The organism is Blautia sp. AF34-10 (genome assembly GCF_003477865.1).
Taxonomy (GTDB): domain Bacteria; phylum Bacillota; class Clostridia; order Lachnospirales; family Lachnospiraceae; genus Fusicatenibacter; species Fusicatenibacter saccharivorans.
The window spans coordinates 82,703-100,849 of the sequence record NZ_QUED01000002.1 but is presented as its reverse complement, the minus strand read 5'-3'; the positions used below and the strand labels follow the sequence as shown (position 1 = coordinate 100,849).

Genomic DNA, 18,147 nt, shown 5'->3' with positions numbered 1-18,147 from the left:
ACTGCCCCGATCGGGCATCCCCATCAGAGCAGTTCTTCTATTCTTACTGAACGTGTACGGTAAGCACCGCTGCATTTGATCTGTTTCCATCGCTGTCCGTCACATGATACGTCAGCGTGTAATCTCCCGGCACTGCAGTATCCACATCGCCGTCGATCTCAATCTGGTTAAAGAGTGACTCCTGGCTGTCTGCATCATCGGTCATCTCTTTGATATAGCTGGTTTTGTCCAGATCGTTTCCGGCTTCCACTGTTACTTCATACGTATTCAGGTACAGTTTTGGGCTTTCCGCCGGCAGTGCTTCGATTTCCATCTGCGCATCTGTCTCATTTTTTGTGCCCTCTGTGTCATTCTGCTGCGGCTCCTCTGTTGCCGGTGCAGACTCATCTGCCGCCCCACTGTTATCCGTTTCCTGCGTAGCCTCATTTTCCGCCGGGGTATCTTCCGCTGCAGCTTTATAATTCACGCGGCGTGTTGCTTTTGATACATTATTGTGACTGTCCTTTGCCGCATAGACAACCGATGCACTGGTATGGTCATCGTTCGGGAAAATGTTTTCAATCATCAGCGAATCTGTCACATCTCCGTCTTTCTCATCCGTTGCAGTAACGCCTTCCAGCAAAGGCGCTGTATCACTGCCTTCCTCATACGTTACATCCCCATCAGCTGGAAGCTCGATTTCCGGGCCTTTTCGGTCGTCCGTCACTACGACAGCTGCTGTACCGGCTCCTAGCGCCACGCACAGGACAATCAAACCTGCAACAATCCCTTTTTTCATGGCAGTTAATCGTCCTCCTCCTGGCCGTAATCTCCATATTTGTACTGACCGTATTTTCCGTATTTACCATACGCCTGTTTCTGCATATCCACCTTGTTCAGGACAACGCCAAGCAGCGGGCAGTTACTTCTCTCGAGCTGGCTCTTTACTTCCTGTGCAAAACGATAGCTGATCACACCGGACTCAATGACCATGATTGAACCATCACAGATTTCTGCAACGATTGCACTGTCGATAACACTTCCAAGCGGAGGAGTATCCACAATCACATAATCGTAAACTTTACGAAGTGCATTTAAAAGACTTCGGAAGTTCTTTCCCCCCAGAAGCTCTGCCGGATTCGGCGGAAACGGGCCGGAATAAATCATGTAAAAGTTCTTTACATTGGTAGAACAGATGACATCCTCCAGAGTTGCCTGACCGGACAGGAAGTGTGCCAGTCCGCGAACAGATTTCTGTGTTTTCGTTCTTCCAAGAAGAACCGATTTCCGAAGATCGGCATCGATCAAAATCACTCTTTTTCCGCTCTCTGCAAGAGAAATGCCGAGCTGCATAGAAACACTGCTCTTTCCCTCATTTGGTGTACAGCTTGTAACCGCGATTACTTTCTTATCTTCTCCGCAGAACTGAAGGTTGGTCCGAAGAGATTTGTAGGCTTCCACAATCTGATAGCCTGATTTTTCCTGTTTTACTACTACCTGATTCACGTTCCGTATCCTCCCTTATTTCTTTCTTCCACGGCCGTTTTTGTTTTTCTTCTTGCTCTTTTTCTGTCCTTCTGCAAGAGGAATTATGCCGAGTGTACTGACACCCAGATAACGTTCTACATCTTCGGAGGTCTGGATGGTGTCATTTGTCAGATAAACAATAATGATGATGACAATCGCGATAAATGCCCCTGCTATTGCACCGATCAGCCCGTTTTTCTTAATACTTGGGCTTACCGGCTCATCTGGAATATTCGCCTCATCTACCACATTTACAGCTTCTGTGTTCATAACGTTCTGAATATGATCTGCTGCTGCTACACGGATTGCATCCGCCATCTGGCTTGCTACATACGGATCTTCGTCTTTTACTGTAATCGAAAGGATACGCGTATCGTTCTGTGTAGTAACAGTAATTTTGTTCAAAAACTCCTCATAGGTAAGATCCAGATTTAACTGTGCAATAACGGTTTCAACAACCTGACGGCTCTGAATCAGCTCCGCATAGTCTTTGGTTAAAAGAGAACTTGCCTGCAGATCTCCACTTGTTACAGTACTGCTGCTGTCCTGTTTTGACAGTACATACATTTTTGTCGTCGATTCATACTGCGGCTTCATAAATACTTTGCTGACCAGTACCATCAGAAGGCCAAGTGCCAATGCAGCTAAAATCACATAGCCAATTTTGCTCCAGAGCACACGAAGCAGTTCCAGTAAATCGATTTCAATTTCATCCTGATTCTGTTGATTCGTTTCCATCTTCTTCTCCTGACTTTTTTTAGATTTCTCCGGCATCCCTCAAGATTTCCATCGGATTATCGTGGAAAATCCTTTCGGCATATGCCTCTCCCATTTTTTTTGAAACATAGGCAGCGCCTGCTCCTATGTTGGGAATACGTGTTTTTGTGTTGTGGGAATCGCTGCCGACAAAACCGAGCAGATCTTCCTTCATCAGTTTTCTGCAGTAGCGTTTTGCCCCCCACGTATACTTTCCAAGTATACTTTCCACATTCACCTGCAGTCTTGCGCCCATATCCACCAGATCGCTGGAAAATCCGACGCTCTTTACCGTTGCCTGATAGCGCTCCACATGCGCGATAATCGGTTCGTAACCGCAGGACAGTACATTGTAGACTCTCTCACGGATATGCTGTGCGGAATCTCCCTCGGAAAATTCCAACAGAACATAGGATGAACCGGCCATGGTCACATATTTCCGTTTTTCCAGGATATCCTGAAGATCCATGTTCGAGTGAAGTTCACACCCGAGATAAAGCGACATATCCGGATATTCCTTTTTTGCCGCTTCCTGCAGTTTCAGAAACTGCTCATGTACCTTTTTTGCCGGTGTTTCAAACATCCGCCGCCGATAATGCGGTGTGATGATAATCTTCCTGACCCCGTCCTCGTGCTGCATTTTCAGCATCGCCAGCGACTCTTCCAGGTCAGCTGCACCGTCGTCTACCCCCGGGACCATATGGCAGTGTACATCAAATAATTCCTTCATACCTTATCCCTCTTTTTGTGTTCTTTCTTCAAGTCACGCATACTTAGACATTCTACTTTAGTATACATCCTTTTGTGATCTCTGGCAATACAAAAAACATACTCTGTATTTATTTTTTAACATTTTTGTCAAACTTGCCTAAAATGAGGTATAAAAAAGAGACCTCCATTTTCATGTCGGCCTCTCCCGTTATTTTCTGCAGATGAAAACCCCTGCCTCTTTTGTGATCGCAATTCCGCCGTGTTTCTGAATTTTCTTTTCCAGAAATTCTTTGAATTCCCGCTGTCTCGGATACAGATACTCATTCTGATTTCCATGGCAGGAAAGGATATAGTCCAGAAGCGGCTCCGGCCGGTCGACCCAGAGACTGTCCTCGTAGATTCTTTTCTCTACGCTGCCAAAATAAGGCTTTAACTGCTTTTCTCCGTGATCCAGACCAAAAATAGTATACAGCGCCACCTCCGAAAGATTGATCTGCGGATCAAACTCCTGTACCAGATCGGTAATCTCTTTCATATGGCCTTTTCCATACGTACTGCAGTAGAACACGCCGTCATCTGAAAGCACACGGCTGATTTCCTGCAGACCGCGGGACAGATTCTGGACATAGAACAAAACATGATTTGCAATAATCCGGTCGTATTCCGCATCCGGAAACGGAAGCTTCTGGCAGTCCAGTGTCCGGAAATCAAAACAGGATGCCTTTTTTTCTCCCAGATTTTCCGCCGCATCCCGGATCATGCCGTCCGACAGGTCAGACAGACAGATATACTTTCCTTTCAGCACGGATGGCTCCGCTTTTTTCCAGAGCTGCCCGTTTCCGCAGCCGATCTCCAGAATCCGGCGTGCACCGTCAAAATCCATCTGTTCCAGAAGCCACGGGAACCATCCCTTTTTATTTTGGGAATACTGCTCGTGCAGCGAAATACGGATATTCAGGTTTTCTCCGTTTTTGTACTGCTCCACCAGCGTCTTTTCCATATCGGTCAGATGAATCAGGTTCAAAATGCCGGTCCAGTCGATCTGGTTCGTCTCCTCCAGAATCTGTGTCGTATTCTGCAGCGCCTTTTCCATCTGCTCCAGATTTTCCATCTTCTTGTGCACAAGTCCGATCTGCATTTTCAATGATTTCAGAATATCCGCACTCGTATCGTGAATCGTCATATTTCCGATCTCATTCAGGGAAAATCCGAGATATTTCAGCGATAAAATTTTCTGCAGCTTCAGAAAATCCTCATCCGAATACATCCGATAACCGGATTCGTTAATAAAGCTCGGCTTCAGCAGCCCTTTTTTGTCGTAATAGCGAATTGTCCGAATGGTCACATGGGCCATCCGGGCAAATTCACCAGTGGTATAATATTGATCCATATCCACCACTCCTTCGCAAAAGCCGCTTTTTTGCGGCCTTTGCATTTCACTTTTCTCTCTTACAGACGGTCTTTGTACATCTCAGCGAAGTAGTTCTGATACTCACCGCTGATGATGTGTTTCCACCAGTCTTCATTGTCCAGATACCACTGGATTGTCTGTGCAATTCCGGTATCGAAATTGTATTTTGGTTTCCATCCAAGCTCAGTCTCGATCTTGGTCGGGTCGATTGCATATCTTCTGTCATGGCCCGGGCGGTCTTTTACGTATTTGATCAGAGATTCCGGTTTGTCCAGAGCTTTCAGGATGGTCTGTACTACCTGAAGGTTTGTTCTCTCGTTGTGTCCGCCAATGTTGTAAACCTCGCCTACTTTACCTTTATGGATAATCAGGTCGATTGCTTCGCAATGGTCGGATACGTGCAGCCAGTCTCTGACATTCTCACCGTTTCCGTATACCGGAAGCTCTTCGTCTGCCAGTGCGCGGCTGATCATAAGCGGAATCAGCTTCTCCGGGAAGTGATACGGGCCGTAGTTGTTAGAGCATCTGGAAACGGTAACCGGGGTACCGAAGGTTCTGTGGTAAGCCAGTACAAACAGGTCTGCGCTTGCTTTGGATGCAGAGTACGGGCTGGAGGTGTGGATCGGGGTATTCTCTGTAAAGAACAGGTCCGGGCGATCCAGCGGAAGGTCTCCGTAAACCTCATCGGTAGATACCTGATGATATCTCTTTACGCCGAATTTTCTGGAAGCATCCAGCAGTACACGGGTTCCCATTACGTTGGTCTGAACAAAGATGCCCGGATCCTCGATGGAACGGTCTACATGGCTCTCTGCTGCGAAATTGACAACAACGTCAAATTTCTCTTTTTCAAACAGATCCATGATGAAAGCTTCGTCTGCGATATCACCTTTTACAAATTTGTAGTTCGGTTTGTCCTCAACCGGTTTCAGAGTCTCCAGGTTTCCTGCGTAGGTCAGCAGGTCCAGGTTTACGATCTGATAGTCCGGGTATTTGTTTACCATGTGATGTACGAAGTTTCCGCCGATAAATCCGGCTCCGCCTGTTACTAATACTTTCATGCTTTTTCTCCTTTTTGGTGTGTTTATCGTCTCAGTTTTATGTCAATTCAACTTGTTGTACCCTCACTATAATGGGTGACGTTGCGTCATGGTCAAGAGGAGAATGAAAAAAGTTTGTGAAAATCTTGTTTTTTCCCCTCCTACCTGTCTATCTTAAAATTTTTACGGCGATTCTCGTAATATACTGTTCCATTTCCTGACTGGTCAGCGCGTCCACCATATATTCCTCATAAAAGCGGTCATCCAGCAAAAGTTTCTGTTCCGTGGCATATCGGAACAGCTTCCGGTACGCCGCTTCAATTCCCTGCCATGGTCCTTTATAATAATAGCAAAGATACTCTCCCTCCGGCCGAACCGTGTATCGCACTTTCGCCGGCACACGATCAAAAATCAGATAGAAATCACGGTAATCCAGAAAATTCCCCGTTTCCAGTGTTTCCCGTTTCTGAACAAACCCCACATTATACGAACTTCGATTTCCGTATTGCCCGCAGTAAGCATAGAGCTCTCCGATTTTCTGATTGACTGCCAGATTATCCGCTGACTCGCTGTGGTTTGTGACAAGATACTGCAATGGAAGGGTATGGATCCCCACAGGACAGAAGGGATCTTTTTCAAACGCCTCACGGCATTCCGCCGATGCCTGTGCCAGAAACCGCTTCTTTTCCCCAATCCAGCGCTGCATCTCGCGGAGCCGCTGCATTTTTTCGCGCACCACCTTCTCCTCCTGTTCCAGCAGTACTCCGAATTTTTCAGGACTTCGCTGTTCCAGATAATTTCGAATCTCTGCCAGCGGCATGCCCAGCTCCCGCAGCATTCCGATCACATCAAACGTTTCCATCTGATCCATCGCATAATACCGGTAGCCGTTTGTCCCTCTTCTTTTTGGTACGAACAGCCCAATCTCATCATAATGGAAGAGCGTTTCCTTTGTCGTGCCTACCAGCGCTGCAAATCGCCCCGCGCTTAAATACTCCTGTTTTCCCATTTCTGACTCCTTTTCCTGAATATGTGCTCTCGGAATTTTTCCTGTTTTTCACCTTTTTTGCACTTGACTATAGGGTTACCCTATCCTTTATAATAGCAAACGATTCAAATTTTCACAAGAAATCTTTCCCATCTAAAGCGTGTCTGAAAAAGGCTTTTCACACATAAAAAGGAGGTTTTTGATTATGAGCCAGTCACTCGCCAAGGATTTCAACTTCCGCTCTCTGCTGAAGTTTGCGTTTCCATCGATCATCATGATGATCTTTATGTCTCTCTACAGTATTGTGGATGGCTTTTTCATCGCACAGTACGTGGACAGCATGGCGCTTTCCGCCGCCAATATCGTCTATCCTGCCGTCAGCATTCTTCTTGCCGTCGGCATCATGTTCGGTACCGGAGGCAGCGCCGTTGTCGCCGCAAAGATCGGACAGGGAAAACAGGAGGAAGCCAACCGTAACTTTTCGGCCCTTACCCTTACCACACTGATCATCGGTATTCTGGGCGCAGTGCTCGGCAACCTGTTTTGCCGTCAGATCTGCAGTCTGCTCGGTGCAACGCCGGTGCTGATGGATTACGGTATCGCCTATCTGCGGACGATCCTTTCCTTTGCCCCTGTCTGTCTTCTCCAGGCGCTGTTCCAGTCCTTCTTTGTAACGGCAGGACGCCCGGGACTCGGACTTTCCCTTACGGTGTCCGCCGGCATTACCAACATGATTCTGGACTATCTGTTTGTCGTTCCGCTCCATCTCGGTGTTGCGGGAGCGGCCCTTGCCACCGGCCTTGGCCAGTGTATCCCGGTCGTTGCCGGCATTTTATACTTTACCTTTGCCCGTAAAGGCCTTCGTTTCACCCGGCCGGAATTTTCCAAAGGCCTGCTCTCCACAAGCTGCTTCAACGGTTCCTCCGAGATGGTCAGCAATCTTTCCGCAGCCGTTGTCACTTACCTTTTCAACATGCTGATGCTGAAATTTGAGGGCGAAATCGGTGTTGCCGCCATCACGGCGATTCTGTACGGACAGTTTCTCTTTGTTGCGCTGTACCTCGGCTACAGTATCGGCGTTGCACCTGTGTTCAGCTTCAACTACGGCAGCCGGAACAAACAGCGGCTGATCCGGCTTTACCGCATCAGTATCCGTTTCGTTGTGGTAAGCTCTGTGATCATTGCACTTGTGGCTGCCTTCGGTTCTCCTGTTATTTCCGCTGTTTTCATGCAGAAAGGCACCTATGGCTTTGAACTGACCCGCCACGGTGGTTACCTGTTCTCCATCGCCTATCTGTTCTGCGGTACGAATATCGTCGCCTCCGGCATTTTTACGGCACTGTCAGACGGAAAGACCTCTGCTTTGATTTCCTTTTTGCGAACCTCGTCTTTATCGTTCTCTCCGCGCTGCTTCTGCCGCTCGTGCTTGGCACCAACGGTGTGTGGCTGTCAATTCCGGTCGCTGAGTTTCTGACGCTGTTCATCTCCGTGCCGAGCTGTCCCGCTATTTCAAGGATCCGAAAGTCGCACCGGAGACGCAAACGAGTCCCAACTGATCTTACCGACTTCGCTGATTCTCAAAACCCCGCACAGGGATCCGTTGTTTTCACAGGATCCGCTGTGCGGGGTTTCTCTTTTACTACCACTTTTTCCCCGGGCAGTCCCGCAGTGCAATCGCTGCCCGCATCTCCACGTAGCAGCCGCACATGCGGCACATGCCGGACAGCAGCTTTTCACACTCCTTACAGATGGAAAGCCGCCGCTCGTATTCCTCCTCCGACGTTTTATCGTCCGCCGGAATTCTTGCAATATAATCATACATATTCTGAAAAAAGCCTGCCTCGTCCATCTCACGAAGCAGGCATTTTTTACAGATCCTGGTATTTCCGTCCATCAAACTCCTCCGGAACCGAATCTTTTTTCATCCCAGATATCTTCTGGTTTTTATGGTTTCCCTATTTTACGGCGATATGAAGCACACTGCACGCCGGAATGGTAAAGGAAATTCCCTCTTTTGTTGCCTGCACACCGTCAAAGCCCTGAACGCCAACCGTCTCCGGCGCTTCAAAGGTGTTTTTATCCTGCATATGGCCGGTTACGATCTCGGCTTTGATCTCGCCGGCTTCTTTTCCAAGAAGTACCGCCTCTACCGGATATGCTTTCTCCAGATCCACATTCGTCATCGTAATATGAAGTACACCGTTGGCATCTACCGAAACAGATTCCGTCAGATTCGGAACCATGTATTCATCTTCCAGACCAACCTGCTCCGTTTCCAGAGAGCTTGCCAGAAGATCATTTTCCTGATGTACCTGATACAGATCGAAAACATGATACGTCGGAGTTTTGACCATCTTTTCCCCCTCGGTCAGGATCATCGACTGCAGAACATTGACCATCTGTGCGATATTTGCCATCTTGACGCGGTCGCTGTGTTTGTTGAAAAGATTCAGGTTGATACCTGCGACCAGTGCGTCACGCATGGTATTCTGCTGATACAGAAATCCCGGATTTGTTCCAGGCTCTACATCATACCAGGTACCCCACTCATCCACGATCATACCGACCTTTTTGTCCGGGTCATACTGATCCATAATGGCGCTGTGGCGGCGGATCAGCTCTTCCATGTACATCGTCTTTTTCATGGTCTTATACCAGTCTTTTTCCGCAAACTCCGTTGCACTTCCCTTGTGATCCCAGGTTTCCGGCACCGTATAGTAATGAAGCGACAGGCCATCCATCATGCCATGCTGCTGTGGGGAGATTCTGCGGAAGCATGCTTTCATCACTTCCTGCGTCCACTCATAATCATCCGAATTGGCGCCGCAGGCAATCTTCCGGATCTTTTTGTTTCCATCGTAATCACGCACAAAGGTCTGATATCTGCGGTACATATTTCCGTAGAATTCCGGATTCATATTTCCGCCGCAGCCCCAGTTCTCATTGCCGATGCCGAAGAAATCGACGGTCCACGGCTTTTCGTGGCCATTTTCCGCACGAGGTCTGCCATCGGAGATACCCCGTCAAATGTCATATATTCAACCCACTCCGACATCTCCTGCACAGTACCGCTTCCCATATTTCCGTTGATATAGGTTTCACATCCGATCTGATGGCAGAGCTCAAAAAATTCGTGGGTACCAAAGCTGTTGTCCTCGACAACACCGCCCCAGTTGGTGTTGATCATTTTTTTGCGGCTTTCTTTCGGTCCGATACCGTCTTTCCAGTGATATTCATCTGCAAAACATCCGCCCGGCCAGCGCAGTACCGGAACTTTGATATTTTTCAGTGCTTCAACAACATCGGTACGCATTCCGTTCACGTTCGGAATATCGGAATTTTCTCCTACATAGAGTCCTTCATAAATACATCTTCCCAGATGCTCCGAAAACTGTCCCTGGATTTCCTTATTGATTTTTGAAAGCTTTCTGTTCGCATCAATTACTAACTTAGCCATAACTTGTCCCCTTTCGAGATCTTAAATTTGGCTTTATTATAGGAGATGTATCTCACTTGTGTCAATGAGCGTACAAGTTGTTTCCCCATGATTTTTTCAAAAAGTGCGGCCGTCTGGCTGCTGACCAAAAGGCCGCTTGTTTTATTTTTCATTCTGCATACGAAAAAACCGCCCTGGTTTTCACCAGGACGGTTACCGTCCGTGCGTTAGAGGATTCGAACCCCCGACCTTTTGGTCCGTAGCCAAACGCTCTATCCAGCTGAGCTAAACGCACATTTCTTTGTCGCTTTAGAACTCTTTGTTTATCACTCGTTCCCGCTGACATCATGTATATTACACTATCCTAAGAGAAAAGTCAACACCTTTTTGAAAAAAATTTAAAATTTTTTCGAATAACAGTTTTTTGTGAAAATAAGGGCTTTTTCCCCTATTTCACAGTCCGCACCAGGTAGTCTTTCTTTCGCAGTTCCTCTTCAATCAGATCCAGGGTCTGCGCCGAGTCTGCCGATACGGTATGAAAATGTTCCCCTGATGTGATATTCTTCAGCGGCCGTGATTTTCCCTGCCGGATTTCTTCCATAAACAGTGCCACCTTATTTCGTGAACTGATATTAAGTTCCGCCCGCAGTTCTCCGTAAACCTCGTGACGCACAATCACATCCAGCACAACGCCGCCGAAATCCACGATTGTATTCAGCTCGTCCTGCATCTGCTCATCCGTGTGATTCACCTCAAAGACCCGCGTCTCTCTCACCGGGCTGCTGCAGATGTAGCCGCGGTTTGTCGCAATCACATCGTATCCGGCTGCGCGGATCAGGGCAATGTCCTGGACAATCACCTGACGGCTGACTTCACAGCTCTTCGCCAGCGCTGCACCGGAGACCGGCGTCTTACTGTTTGTTATTCTTTGAAGAATCTCTTCTCTTCGTTCCTTTCCACTCATCATAAAACAAGACCTCGCATTTCGTACACTTCCCTTATCTTATCACACTTTCCGCCGTTTCTACAATAGCAGGAAATCATTTTCCAAAAGCTTTGTCAAGGACTAAAACTTTATGAAATTTTCCGGGCTCTCGTATATTCGTCCCGCCAACTGCCAATCATGAACGTATAACAGTAACGAACGGTAACCATACGTTCCATGTTTCAGGAGGATGCATACCATGGCGATCAATAAAGTTGAACTGTGCGGAGTCAATACATCACGCCTTCCCGTACTGAATGCCGAAGAAAAGGAGACTCTGCTGAAAAAGGCCCGCGAAGGAGATGCTGCTGCCCGCGAACGCTACATTCAGGGCAATCTGCGCCTTGTCTTAAGCGTGATCAAGCGCTTCTCCAACAGCAGTGAAAACGCCGACGATCTCTTTCAGATCGGCTGTATCGGCCTGATTAAGGCGATTGATAACTTCGACACGACCTTAAACGTACGTTTCTCCACCTATGCCGTGCCGATGATCATCGGTGAAATCCGGCGGTATCTGCGTGACAACAATGCGATCCGCGTCAGCCGTTCCCTCAGGGATACTGCCTACCGCGCCATCTGCGCCCGCGAACTTTATCTCAAGCAGAACCAGAAAGAGCCTTCGATCGAGGAAATCGCCGCTGAAATCGGCATTGGAAAAGAGGATATCGTCTATGCCCTCGATGCAATCCAAAGCCCGATGAGTCTGTATGAGCCCGTCTACACGGAAGGCGGCGATACCCTGTATGTCATGGATCAGTTAAGTGATAAGAAAAATAAAGAAGAAAACTGGGTGCAGAACCTCGCCCTGCAGGACGCGGTCGCCCGTCTCAATGAGCGCGAACGCCAGATCATCCGCATGCGTTTCTATGAGGGCAGACCCAGATGGAGGTTGCCCGGGAAATCGGCATCTCGCAGGCGCAGGTCAGCCGGCTGGAAAAGTCCGCCCTGCGCTCTATGCGGAATTATCTCTCCGACGAGCGGTAACGCCCGCCGTTCACTGAATTTCTGCAAACTCCAGCCGGTAATCCGACGGCGGCATTCCATAGTGTTTCCGGAACACACGGGAATAGTAAAAAGGATCTTCAAATCCGCACGACAGCGCCGTCTGTTTGACCGTCATCCCCATTTGCAGCAGCTTTTCTGACTGCTGCAGCCGATATTCCAGCAGATACTGTCCTGGTGACCAGCCGATTTTCTTCTGAAACAGACGGTTCAGCGTTGTGCGGCTGACCGCCATTTTCCGCGCAATTGTCTCCGCGCAGAACTCACTCCTGTGATACCCTGCGGCAATCAGAACCATCGCTTCCATGATCCGCGGATCTTCCTTCTTTCTCTCCTCCCGCTGCGGCTCCGCCAGATCCTGGTACACGCCCAGAAGCGCAAGCAGCACACCGACGGCCTCCTGGCTGTTCCGGCGATAGAGTTCCATCTGGCAGAGACGCTCAAAATACGGCAGAAGCCTTTCCTGACGGAGAGGCGGCGCCGCCGGCTGCTGTGGGTTCAGTACCGACCGTGCCAGAATCTGCCGGCATTGTTCCCCGACAAAATCAACCCACACATATTCCCACGGCTCGTTCTCATCCGGCGCGTACTGCACCACCTGCTCTGGACAGATTAAAAAGCTCTGTCCGGCGGTAAGTGTGTACGTCTTTTTCCCGCAGGTAAACGTTCCCTTTCCGCTTATAATATAATGTATAATATAGCACTGCCGTACACCCGGCCCCCAGGAATGCAGATCATGGCAGTCCTGCCACCCGGCATCGACAGGCCGGATCCCGTTCATTTCTGATACAAGCATATTCTTTCCTTTTCCCGTATTTTATTCTTTATGAAGCAAAAATCCATGCTTTTGTCTTAAAATTCCATGGTTTTGCTCTGGAAATCCATCTATACTCAAAGTACATCAAAACTTACGGGAGGTCAATACTATGATCAAACTTACACCGCCGATGGGCTGGAATTCCTGGAACACCTTCGGAGAAAATATCAATGAAAAAATGATTTTTGAAACTGCTGATGTCATGGCCGAGAGCGGCCTGCGCGATAAAGGATACGAATATCTTGTCATCGACGACTGCTGGTCCTTACGTGAACGCGATGAAAATGGCCGTCTTGTGCCGGATCCGGAAAAATTTCCGCATGGTATGAAAGCCGTTGCCGATTACGTTCATTCCAAAGGGCTGAAATTCGGTATGTATTCCTGCGCCGGAAACATGACGTGTGCCGGCTACCCTGGCAGCTATGAGCACGAATTTGTCGATGCGGAAACTTTCGCATCCTGGGATGTTGATTTCTTAAAATACGACTACTGCTACCACAGCCCGATCCTGCACGGAAAATATCTGTACCGCCGCATGGGACTGGCACTCGAGAACTGCGGCCGCGACATTCTCTTCTCTGCCTGCTCCTGGGGTGCCGATGAAACGCATGAGTGGATCAAAGAAACCGGCGCTTCCATGTGGCGTTCCACCGGCGACATCTTTGATACCTGGGATTCTGTCAAAGATCTCGTGGCACAGCAGGAAAAACTGCATCCGTACAACGGCGTCGGCTGCTTCAACGATATGGACATGCTGATCGTCGGCATGCATGGAAAAGGAAATGTTGGACTGGCCGGCTGCAGCGATGTCCAGTATCAGACACACTATGCACTGTGGGCATTCCTTGGCTCCCCGCTGATGATCGGCTGCGACATCCGCGAGATGAGCGACGAAACCCGCCGCATTCTCATGAATGACGAAATGATCCGCATCAACCAGGATCCGCTCTGCCGTCAGCCGTATAAAGTGAAAAACCATGCATGGAATGACAAGGTTCTGATCTATGTGAAGGCACTCGCAGACGGAGATCTCGCCATCGGTATGTTCAATCTCAGTGATGAAAAATCACGTGCAGCCATGAATCTGGATGAGATCGGCCTTCCGTTCTCCACTGGCCGTACTCTGGAACTTACTGAGGTCTGGACCTGCGAGAACCTGTGTGCAAACAATGCATCCCTTGTCACAGAGCTCGAGCCATTTGCATCAAAAGTATACCGTGCAAAGGTCGTAAAACTCTGATGGCACGCTGTATGCAGTGCGGCAAAGAACTCACACATAACGAGATCGGCGCCCACCGTAAATTTATCAACCGCGGCGCAGAACAGTTTTTCTGCAAGCAGTGTCTTGCCGAGCATCTCGGTGTAACGCCGGAGCTCATTGACGAAAAGATCGAACAGTTCAAGCGACAGGGATGTACCCTGTTTGTATAAGGCCGCTGCATGTAACGCACAGAGTCAGATTTCCATGCATCAGGAATCCGGCTCTGTGTTATTTTTATGTTTTATGAAGGTTTCCATCCGGAATCAGCTCCACGCAGACAATCTCGGGAATGTTATTGAACCGCGGAACCAATTCCGTATTTCCAAGTCCGGACGACAGCACCAGATGCCGTTTTCCATCCTCCGAGTCAAAAATCCCCTTCAGCTGTCCCGGAAACCATCCCATGTCCGGCGCATAAACACCGCCAATGCCAGGCAGAATGACCTGGCCGCCGTGAAGATGGCCGGAAAATACGCAGTCAATGTCCCACTCCTCCAGCCCGTCATTTTTCAGCCATGCAATAGGAAGATGGCTGAGCAGGATTTTGTAACGGTCGGTGTTCTCAAAATCCCACAAGAACTTACACTCTCCTGGATCCGCTTCGCCAGTTTCCAGATATTTATCCGGGAGACAGTAACCGTAAATGCCGCCGATACGGAGGGGCTGGCTGTTGATGGTGATGTCTTTATATTCATAGTTCAGGACGGTGGCGCCGGCAGATTCGTAGAGAGCGATAATGTCTGTACCGTAGTTCTGCTCGTATTCCAGTTCATGGTTGCCGAGGGAGACGTATGTTGGGGCGATTGCAGATAATTCTGCCAGCAGCGTTACCGCAATATTATTATCTGGCTCATTTGCATTTAGAAGATCACCGGTGATCATAATCAAATCTGGTGACTTCATTGCTGCTTTAGAAATCAGATATTTATTATCTGAACCAAAGATGCTGTTATGGAGATCTGTTATTTGTATCAGACAAATTTCTTCCGAAATTTTCTTCGATTGCAGTATATATGTTATGCTGTTTAGATTATATTTCGATTTTATAACACTTTTTCCTGTTATGAACAGAGGCATAACAACCAATATGCCCACTACCCTGCGCAGCTTGTACCCGTTTTTACATCGTTTTCTCATTCTATTTCTAACCATCTTATATTTTAGATCGAATCATTCTCAGCAGATTCTGCCATTGTCTTCTCACTCTAAAAAAGTTGACTTTTTCAGGATATGCTAATACATAAAAATCATAATTATTTTTAAAGCGTACAATCCCCTCTTTTTCTGCCTGCTCCAGTGCTTCTCTATACTGCTGTTGAAATTTTTCTCCTCGTTCTTTATCAAAACCTTCTTTCCATTTTTGGCACTTTATCAAATCCCACTGCGCTGAATTCAGCAGTTTTAACAATGCCGCCTGATAAAGTTCTTTACACCTTTTTTTCTTAAAAAATTTTATTCTTTCTTCCTGTGCATCATATTCGTCAAATCGTTTATTGAGCGTCAAATTTTTTGTTATTCCACACGGATTTGTAAAATAGAAATAAAATACAATATCTGTTACTGCTATTCTCTCACTTCTATAATACAATTGATACGTAATATATTCATCTTCAAATAACCTCCCTTGCGGAAAACGGATTCCATTAAATACTGTTTTCTTAAATAATTTTCCACAACAGGATATATATTTTTCCACGTTTTGACCACAAAAAAGTTTGCTTTCAATTTCCAATCCAGACTGGATTTCCACACAATTCCTGATTTGTAACTCAGCGCATGTATCTACTTCTTCTATCTCAGCAAAACGTTTTAATCCGCAGATAAAGATATCCGCATTTTCCTCTTTCAAAACTTTCAGCTCTGTTTCAAGCATTTTACTATGCACCACATCATCCGCATCAATAAACATTACGTATTCCCCTGATGCAATTTCTAAGCCCGCATTTCTAGCAGAAGAAAGTCCCCCGTTTTCTTTATGAATCACCGTTATTGTCTTCTGTTTTTCAGCATATTCATCACATATCTCGGCCGAACCGTCTGTTGAACCATCATCCACTAAAATAATTTCATATTCCTGACAACTCTGTGCCAGCACACTGTCGATACACCGTTTTAAATAGCTTTTCCCTTGATAAACCGGAATTATAATACTAACCGTTATCATATCTGATCCATCCTTTTATTTTCAAGTAGATTTTTTCTCCCAAAAGCTTTTTAATCATACGATTCGGAAGATATTTCCAATCATTTTTCCTTTCCTCTAACAATGCCTGACGATGTTTTTTATGATACTCTTTTTCTGCTCTTTCCATCCAGCTTGCATGAAACCAATGAACCGAAATTGTTTTTTTTGATTTTCTTCTATATCCTGTTTCAAAATCAATGGGGCACATACAAATGGATGGTAAAATCATAATATTTCCCTCTAAAATCTGCTGCTTATCCTTTTGTTCCAGTCCGTGTTTCAAAAAGATTTCTGTATTAATAACCGGGCATGTCTTCTTATTTTCTGATCCGTCCTCTAAAATAAACGGGATCGTTTGATACATCTCCATCATTTCATACAACAAACCGCATCCCCGTTCAGCGCCAAATCCAAGCCCCGTAGAAATATATTTTTTATTTTCAAATCCAAAAAAAGCACTGTATTTTAGCAGAAAATCAATCTTTTTCACTAATTCTACATCTGTATCAAAATATATTCCTCCATATTCATACACAACCCGGAGTCTTACATAATCTGTAACAAATGCCCACTTTTTCCTATGATATGCGTCAATTACATACTGCGGGCATTCTTTTATATTAAAATTTTTTTCATTCCATTCTACAATAAGATAGTCTGGACAAAACTTCTGCCAGCTTTGCATGCATCGCCTGACCGAATCTGGAATTGGCTTTCCCCCAAACCAGCAATAATGTATTTTTTTAGGAATCATCTCTTTCACCCACGCATTTCAAATCGTCTAATCGAATTTTTCCCCAGGCATTTACGTTCCAGTTAATCTTTAAAGCATGTTTACTATCCTGAATTTCAAATGTAAATGCTGGAAACACTGCATCCAGGTCATCGTAAGTTCCCATTTCGTTTACATTATAAATCACCAGCAATACGAAATATTTTCCCGGTACAAGTCCACGCAGCAGCAATTCCATTTCCAATATTTTGCTTCTTCCTGCAAAAAAGGATGTAAATTCCTGCAAAATTCCCGCTGCAACAGATCCTCCATCTGCTGATCTTATTTCTGCCCTCACGGATAGATTGGAAATATTTGTTTTGGCCTCAACCGACAAATCAAATTTCAGCTTTTCCTCAAATTCATATACCGGTACCTGTTTGTCCACAAGATGCACATGTGTCATTTTCGCCTTAATAACTGGCGGCAGATGTGCCATTCTCTTATTTTTCAGATCAATATCTACACTTCCGTTTTTAACAGCTGTATCCATATACAAATCAATTGCTCTTTCTACCCCGCCGTCAAATATCAGTTCGCCGTGATCCAGTACAAGGCAGCGGGTGCAAAGCTGACGAATGGTATTCATATTATGACTCACATAAAGAATCGTTTTTTCTTCTGAATTTGCCGCCTTTCCCATCCGTCCAAGACACTTCTGCTGGAATTTCATATCTCCGACAGCCAGAACCTCATCCATAATCATAATTTCACTATCCAGATGAGCTGCCACAGAAAATGCAAGTTTAACATACATCCCACTGGAATATCGTTTTACAGGCGTATCGATAAACTCTCCACATTCGGAAAATGCAATAATCTGATCCAGTTTTTCTCCGATTTCTGCACGGCTCATCCCCAATATTGCCCCATTCATATAAATGTTTTCACGTCCCGTTAATTCCGGATGAAATCCCGTTCCTACTTCAAGCATAGATGCCACACGGCCATTCATTCCAATGCTTCCTTTTGTTGGTGCCGTTACTCTTGACAGCAGTTTCAGCAATGTCGATTTTCCTGCTCCGTTGTGTCCGATAATCCCTACTGCTTCTCCTTTTTCTACCTCAAATGAAATATCCTTCAGCGCCATAAAACGTTTTCCATACTCTGGTGTTTTCTGGCCTATTTTCAGTGTCGGATCTTCTTTTTTTCTTATTTTTGCATGGAATCGTTCCAGATCTTCCCGTAATGTTGTTCCCCCGATTGCACCCAGTCTATATTCTTTTGATACATGATCTATTTTGACCATAATCTGTTTTTCTGCCATCCTGTTCTCC

At 46.5% G+C, this 18,147-nt stretch carries 17 protein-coding genes, 1 tRNA gene and 2 pseudogenes; 4 read left to right on the top strand and 16 right to left on the bottom strand.

Annotated elements, in window-relative coordinates:
• Window positions 1-43: 43 nt before the first annotated feature.
• The 7 genes from DWZ60_RS01760 to DWZ60_RS01730 form a co-directional block, all read right to left on the bottom strand.
• Window positions 44-778 (bottom strand): immunoglobulin-like domain-containing protein, encoded by a 735-nt coding sequence (locus tag DWZ60_RS01760; protein ID WP_117760639.1) that lies wholly within the window; start codon window positions 776-778, stop codon window positions 44-46.
• A gap of 5 nt (window positions 779-783) precedes the next feature.
• Window positions 784-1,485, bottom strand: a complete 702-nt coding sequence (locus DWZ60_RS01755; RefSeq protein ID WP_055227943.1) for a polysaccharide biosynthesis tyrosine autokinase — start codon at window positions 1,483-1,485, stop codon at window positions 784-786.
• Between the two features lie 15 nt (window positions 1,486-1,500).
• Window positions 1,501-2,244 carry a YveK family protein gene (locus DWZ60_RS01750; protein ID WP_119221197.1) on the bottom strand — a complete coding sequence of 248 codons (744 nt, stop codon included), beginning with the start codon at window positions 2,242-2,244 and terminating at the stop codon, window positions 1,501-1,503.
• A 19-nt stretch (window positions 2,245-2,263) separates the two neighbouring features.
• Window positions 2,264-2,992: a CpsB/CapC family capsule biosynthesis tyrosine phosphatase gene (locus tag DWZ60_RS01745; RefSeq protein ID WP_055227942.1), complete on the bottom strand. Its 729-nt coding sequence runs from the start codon at window positions 2,990-2,992 to the stop codon at window positions 2,264-2,266.
• A 189-nt stretch (window positions 2,993-3,181) separates the two neighbouring features.
• Entirely contained in the window at window positions 3,182-4,363 is a 1,182-nt protein-coding gene (locus tag DWZ60_RS01740) for a MerR family transcriptional regulator (protein ID WP_119221169.1), read from the bottom strand.
• A gap of 59 nt (window positions 4,364-4,422) precedes the next feature.
• The gene (gene rfbB / locus DWZ60_RS01735; RefSeq protein ID WP_022461570.1) at window positions 4,423-5,445 is read right to left on the bottom strand and encodes a dTDP-glucose 4,6-dehydratase; all 1,023 of its coding nucleotides are present in this window, start codon (window positions 5,443-5,445) and stop codon (window positions 4,423-4,425) included.
• A gap of 148 nt (window positions 5,446-5,593) precedes the next feature.
• On the bottom strand, window positions 5,594-6,433 hold the full coding sequence (locus DWZ60_RS01730) for a MerR family transcriptional regulator (protein ID WP_117804732.1): 840 nt from the start codon (window positions 6,431-6,433) through the stop codon (window positions 5,594-5,596).
• A gap of 184 nt (window positions 6,434-6,617) precedes the next feature.
• On the opposite strand from DWZ60_RS01730, the gene DWZ60_RS01725 reads away from it, so the two are divergent.
• Window positions 6,618-7,886: an MATE family efflux transporter gene (locus DWZ60_RS01725; protein WP_330422049.1), complete on the top strand. Its 1,269-nt coding sequence runs from the start codon at window positions 6,618-6,620 to the stop codon at window positions 7,884-7,886.
• Window positions 7,887-8,051: 165 nt separating this feature from the next.
• Here DWZ60_RS01725 and DWZ60_RS01720 read toward each other — a convergent pair whose 3' ends face one another.
• The 4 genes and pseudogenes from DWZ60_RS01720 to DWZ60_RS01705 form a co-directional block, all read right to left on the bottom strand.
• Complete coding sequence (locus tag DWZ60_RS01720; RefSeq protein ID WP_119221196.1) at window positions 8,052-8,306, bottom strand: DUF6171 family protein; 255 nt, start codon at window positions 8,304-8,306, stop codon at window positions 8,052-8,054.
• A 61-nt stretch (window positions 8,307-8,367) separates the two neighbouring features.
• Window positions 8,368-9,869, bottom strand: a pseudogene (locus tag DWZ60_RS20565) (alpha-N-arabinofuranosidase).
• Window positions 9,870-10,069: 200 nt separating this feature from the next.
• A tRNA-Arg gene (locus tag DWZ60_RS01710) sits at window positions 10,070-10,143 on the bottom strand.
• Window positions 10,144-10,296: 153 nt separating this feature from the next.
• Entirely contained in the window at window positions 10,297-10,812 is a 516-nt protein-coding gene (locus tag DWZ60_RS01705) for a transcription repressor NadR (protein ID WP_055220692.1), read from the bottom strand.
• A 220-nt stretch (window positions 10,813-11,032) separates the two neighbouring features.
• On the opposite strand from DWZ60_RS01705, the pseudogene sigG reads away from it, so the two are divergent.
• Window positions 11,033-11,817, top strand: a pseudogene (gene sigG / locus DWZ60_RS01700) (RNA polymerase sporulation sigma factor SigG).
• A gap of 10 nt (window positions 11,818-11,827) precedes the next feature.
• Here the strand turns inward: sigG and DWZ60_RS01695 are convergent.
• The gene (locus tag DWZ60_RS01695; RefSeq protein ID WP_119221168.1) at window positions 11,828-12,631 is read right to left on the bottom strand and encodes an AraC family transcriptional regulator; all 804 of its coding nucleotides are present in this window, start codon (window positions 12,629-12,631) and stop codon (window positions 11,828-11,830) included.
• A gap of 130 nt (window positions 12,632-12,761) precedes the next feature.
• Between DWZ60_RS01695 and DWZ60_RS01690 the strand changes: the two genes are divergently transcribed.
• Both DWZ60_RS01690 and DWZ60_RS01685 read left to right on the top strand, forming a co-directional pair.
• A complete protein-coding gene (locus tag DWZ60_RS01690) occupies window positions 12,762-13,892 on the top strand; it encodes a glycoside hydrolase family 27 protein (RefSeq protein WP_022461562.1) in 1,131 nt (376 codons plus the stop codon).
• Window positions 13,892-14,083: a hypothetical protein gene (locus DWZ60_RS01685; RefSeq protein ID WP_022461561.1), complete on the top strand. Its 192-nt coding sequence runs from the start codon at window positions 13,892-13,894 to the stop codon at window positions 14,081-14,083. Before DWZ60_RS01690 ends, DWZ60_RS01685 begins: the two co-directional genes overlap by 1 nt.
• Before the next feature lie 64 nt (window positions 14,084-14,147).
• Here the strand turns inward: DWZ60_RS01685 and DWZ60_RS01680 are convergent, their stop codons facing one another.
• From DWZ60_RS01680 to DWZ60_RS01665, 4 genes are all read right to left on the bottom strand, one after another.
• Entirely contained in the window at window positions 14,148-14,990 is an 843-nt protein-coding gene (locus DWZ60_RS01680; protein ID WP_243038182.1) for a metallophosphoesterase, read from the bottom strand.
• Between the two features lie 76 nt (window positions 14,991-15,066).
• Window positions 15,067-16,077: a glycosyltransferase family 2 protein gene (locus DWZ60_RS01675; RefSeq protein ID WP_119221166.1), complete on the bottom strand. Its 1,011-nt coding sequence runs from the start codon at window positions 16,075-16,077 to the stop codon at window positions 15,067-15,069.
• On the bottom strand, window positions 16,064-16,852 hold the full coding sequence (locus tag DWZ60_RS01670; RefSeq protein ID WP_119221165.1) for a glycosyltransferase family 32 protein: 789 nt from the start codon (window positions 16,850-16,852) through the stop codon (window positions 16,064-16,066). The genes DWZ60_RS01675 and DWZ60_RS01670 overlap by 14 nt, the downstream gene beginning before the upstream one ends.
• Window positions 16,842-18,137, bottom strand: coding sequence for an ABC transporter ATP-binding protein (locus tag DWZ60_RS01665; RefSeq protein ID WP_117804738.1), 1,296 nt, complete (start codon window positions 18,135-18,137; stop codon window positions 16,842-16,844). The genes DWZ60_RS01670 and DWZ60_RS01665 overlap by 11 nt, the downstream gene beginning before the upstream one ends.
• Window positions 18,138-18,147 lie beyond the last annotated feature (10 nt).

What these genes read in the sequence shown, in the direction of transcription:
- DWZ60_RS01740 (WP_119221169.1), bottom strand. Translation starts at nt 4,363, where the DNA reads ATGGATCAATATTATACCACTGGTGAATTTGCCCGGATGGCCCATGTG.
- DWZ60_RS01730 (WP_117804732.1), bottom strand. Translation starts at nt 6,433, where the DNA reads ATGGGAAAACAGGAGTATTTAAGCGCGGGGCGATTTGCAGCGCTGGTA.
- DWZ60_RS01695 (WP_119221168.1), bottom strand. Translation starts at nt 12,631, where the DNA reads ATGCTTGTATCAGAAATGAACGGGATCCGGCCTGTCGATGCCGGGTGG.
- DWZ60_RS01725 (WP_330422049.1), top strand. Translation starts at nt 6,618, where the DNA reads ATGAGCCAGTCACTCGCCAAGGATTTCAACTTCCGCTCTCTGCTGAAG.
- DWZ60_RS01670 (WP_119221165.1), bottom strand. Translation starts at nt 16,852, where the DNA reads ATGATTCCTAAAAAAATACATTATTGCTGGTTTGGGGGAAAGCCAATT.
- DWZ60_RS01750 (WP_119221197.1), bottom strand. Translation starts at nt 2,244, where the DNA reads ATGGAAACGAATCAACAGAATCAGGATGAAATTGAAATCGATTTACTG.
- DWZ60_RS01705 (WP_055220692.1), bottom strand. Translation starts at nt 10,812, where the DNA reads ATGAGTGGAAAGGAACGAAGAGAAGAGATTCTTCAAAGAATAACAAAC.
- DWZ60_RS01690 (WP_022461562.1), top strand. Translation starts at nt 12,762, where the DNA reads ATGATCAAACTTACACCGCCGATGGGCTGGAATTCCTGGAACACCTTC.
- rfbB (WP_022461570.1), bottom strand. Translation starts at nt 5,445, where the DNA reads ATGAAAGTATTAGTAACAGGCGGAGCCGGATTTATCGGCGGAAACTTC.
- DWZ60_RS01665 (WP_117804738.1), bottom strand. Translation starts at nt 18,137, where the DNA reads ATGGCAGAAAAACAGATTATGGTCAAAATAGATCATGTATCAAAAGAA.
- DWZ60_RS01675 (WP_119221166.1), bottom strand. Translation starts at nt 16,077, where the DNA reads ATGATAACGGTTAGTATTATAATTCCGGTTTATCAAGGGAAAAGCTAT.
- DWZ60_RS01685 (WP_022461561.1), top strand. Translation starts at nt 13,892, where the DNA reads ATGGCACGCTGTATGCAGTGCGGCAAAGAACTCACACATAACGAGATC.
- DWZ60_RS01680 (WP_243038182.1), bottom strand. Translation starts at nt 14,990, where the DNA reads ATGCCTCTGTTCATAACAGGAAAAAGTGTTATAAAATCGAAATATAAT.
- DWZ60_RS01745 (WP_055227942.1), bottom strand. Translation starts at nt 2,992, where the DNA reads ATGAAGGAATTATTTGATGTACACTGCCATATGGTCCCGGGGGTAGAC.
- DWZ60_RS01720 (WP_119221196.1), bottom strand. Translation starts at nt 8,306, where the DNA reads ATGGACGGAAATACCAGGATCTGTAAAAAATGCCTGCTTCGTGAGATG.
- DWZ60_RS01760 (WP_117760639.1), bottom strand. Translation starts at nt 778, where the DNA reads ATGAAAAAAGGGATTGTTGCAGGTTTGATTGTCCTGTGCGTGGCGCTA.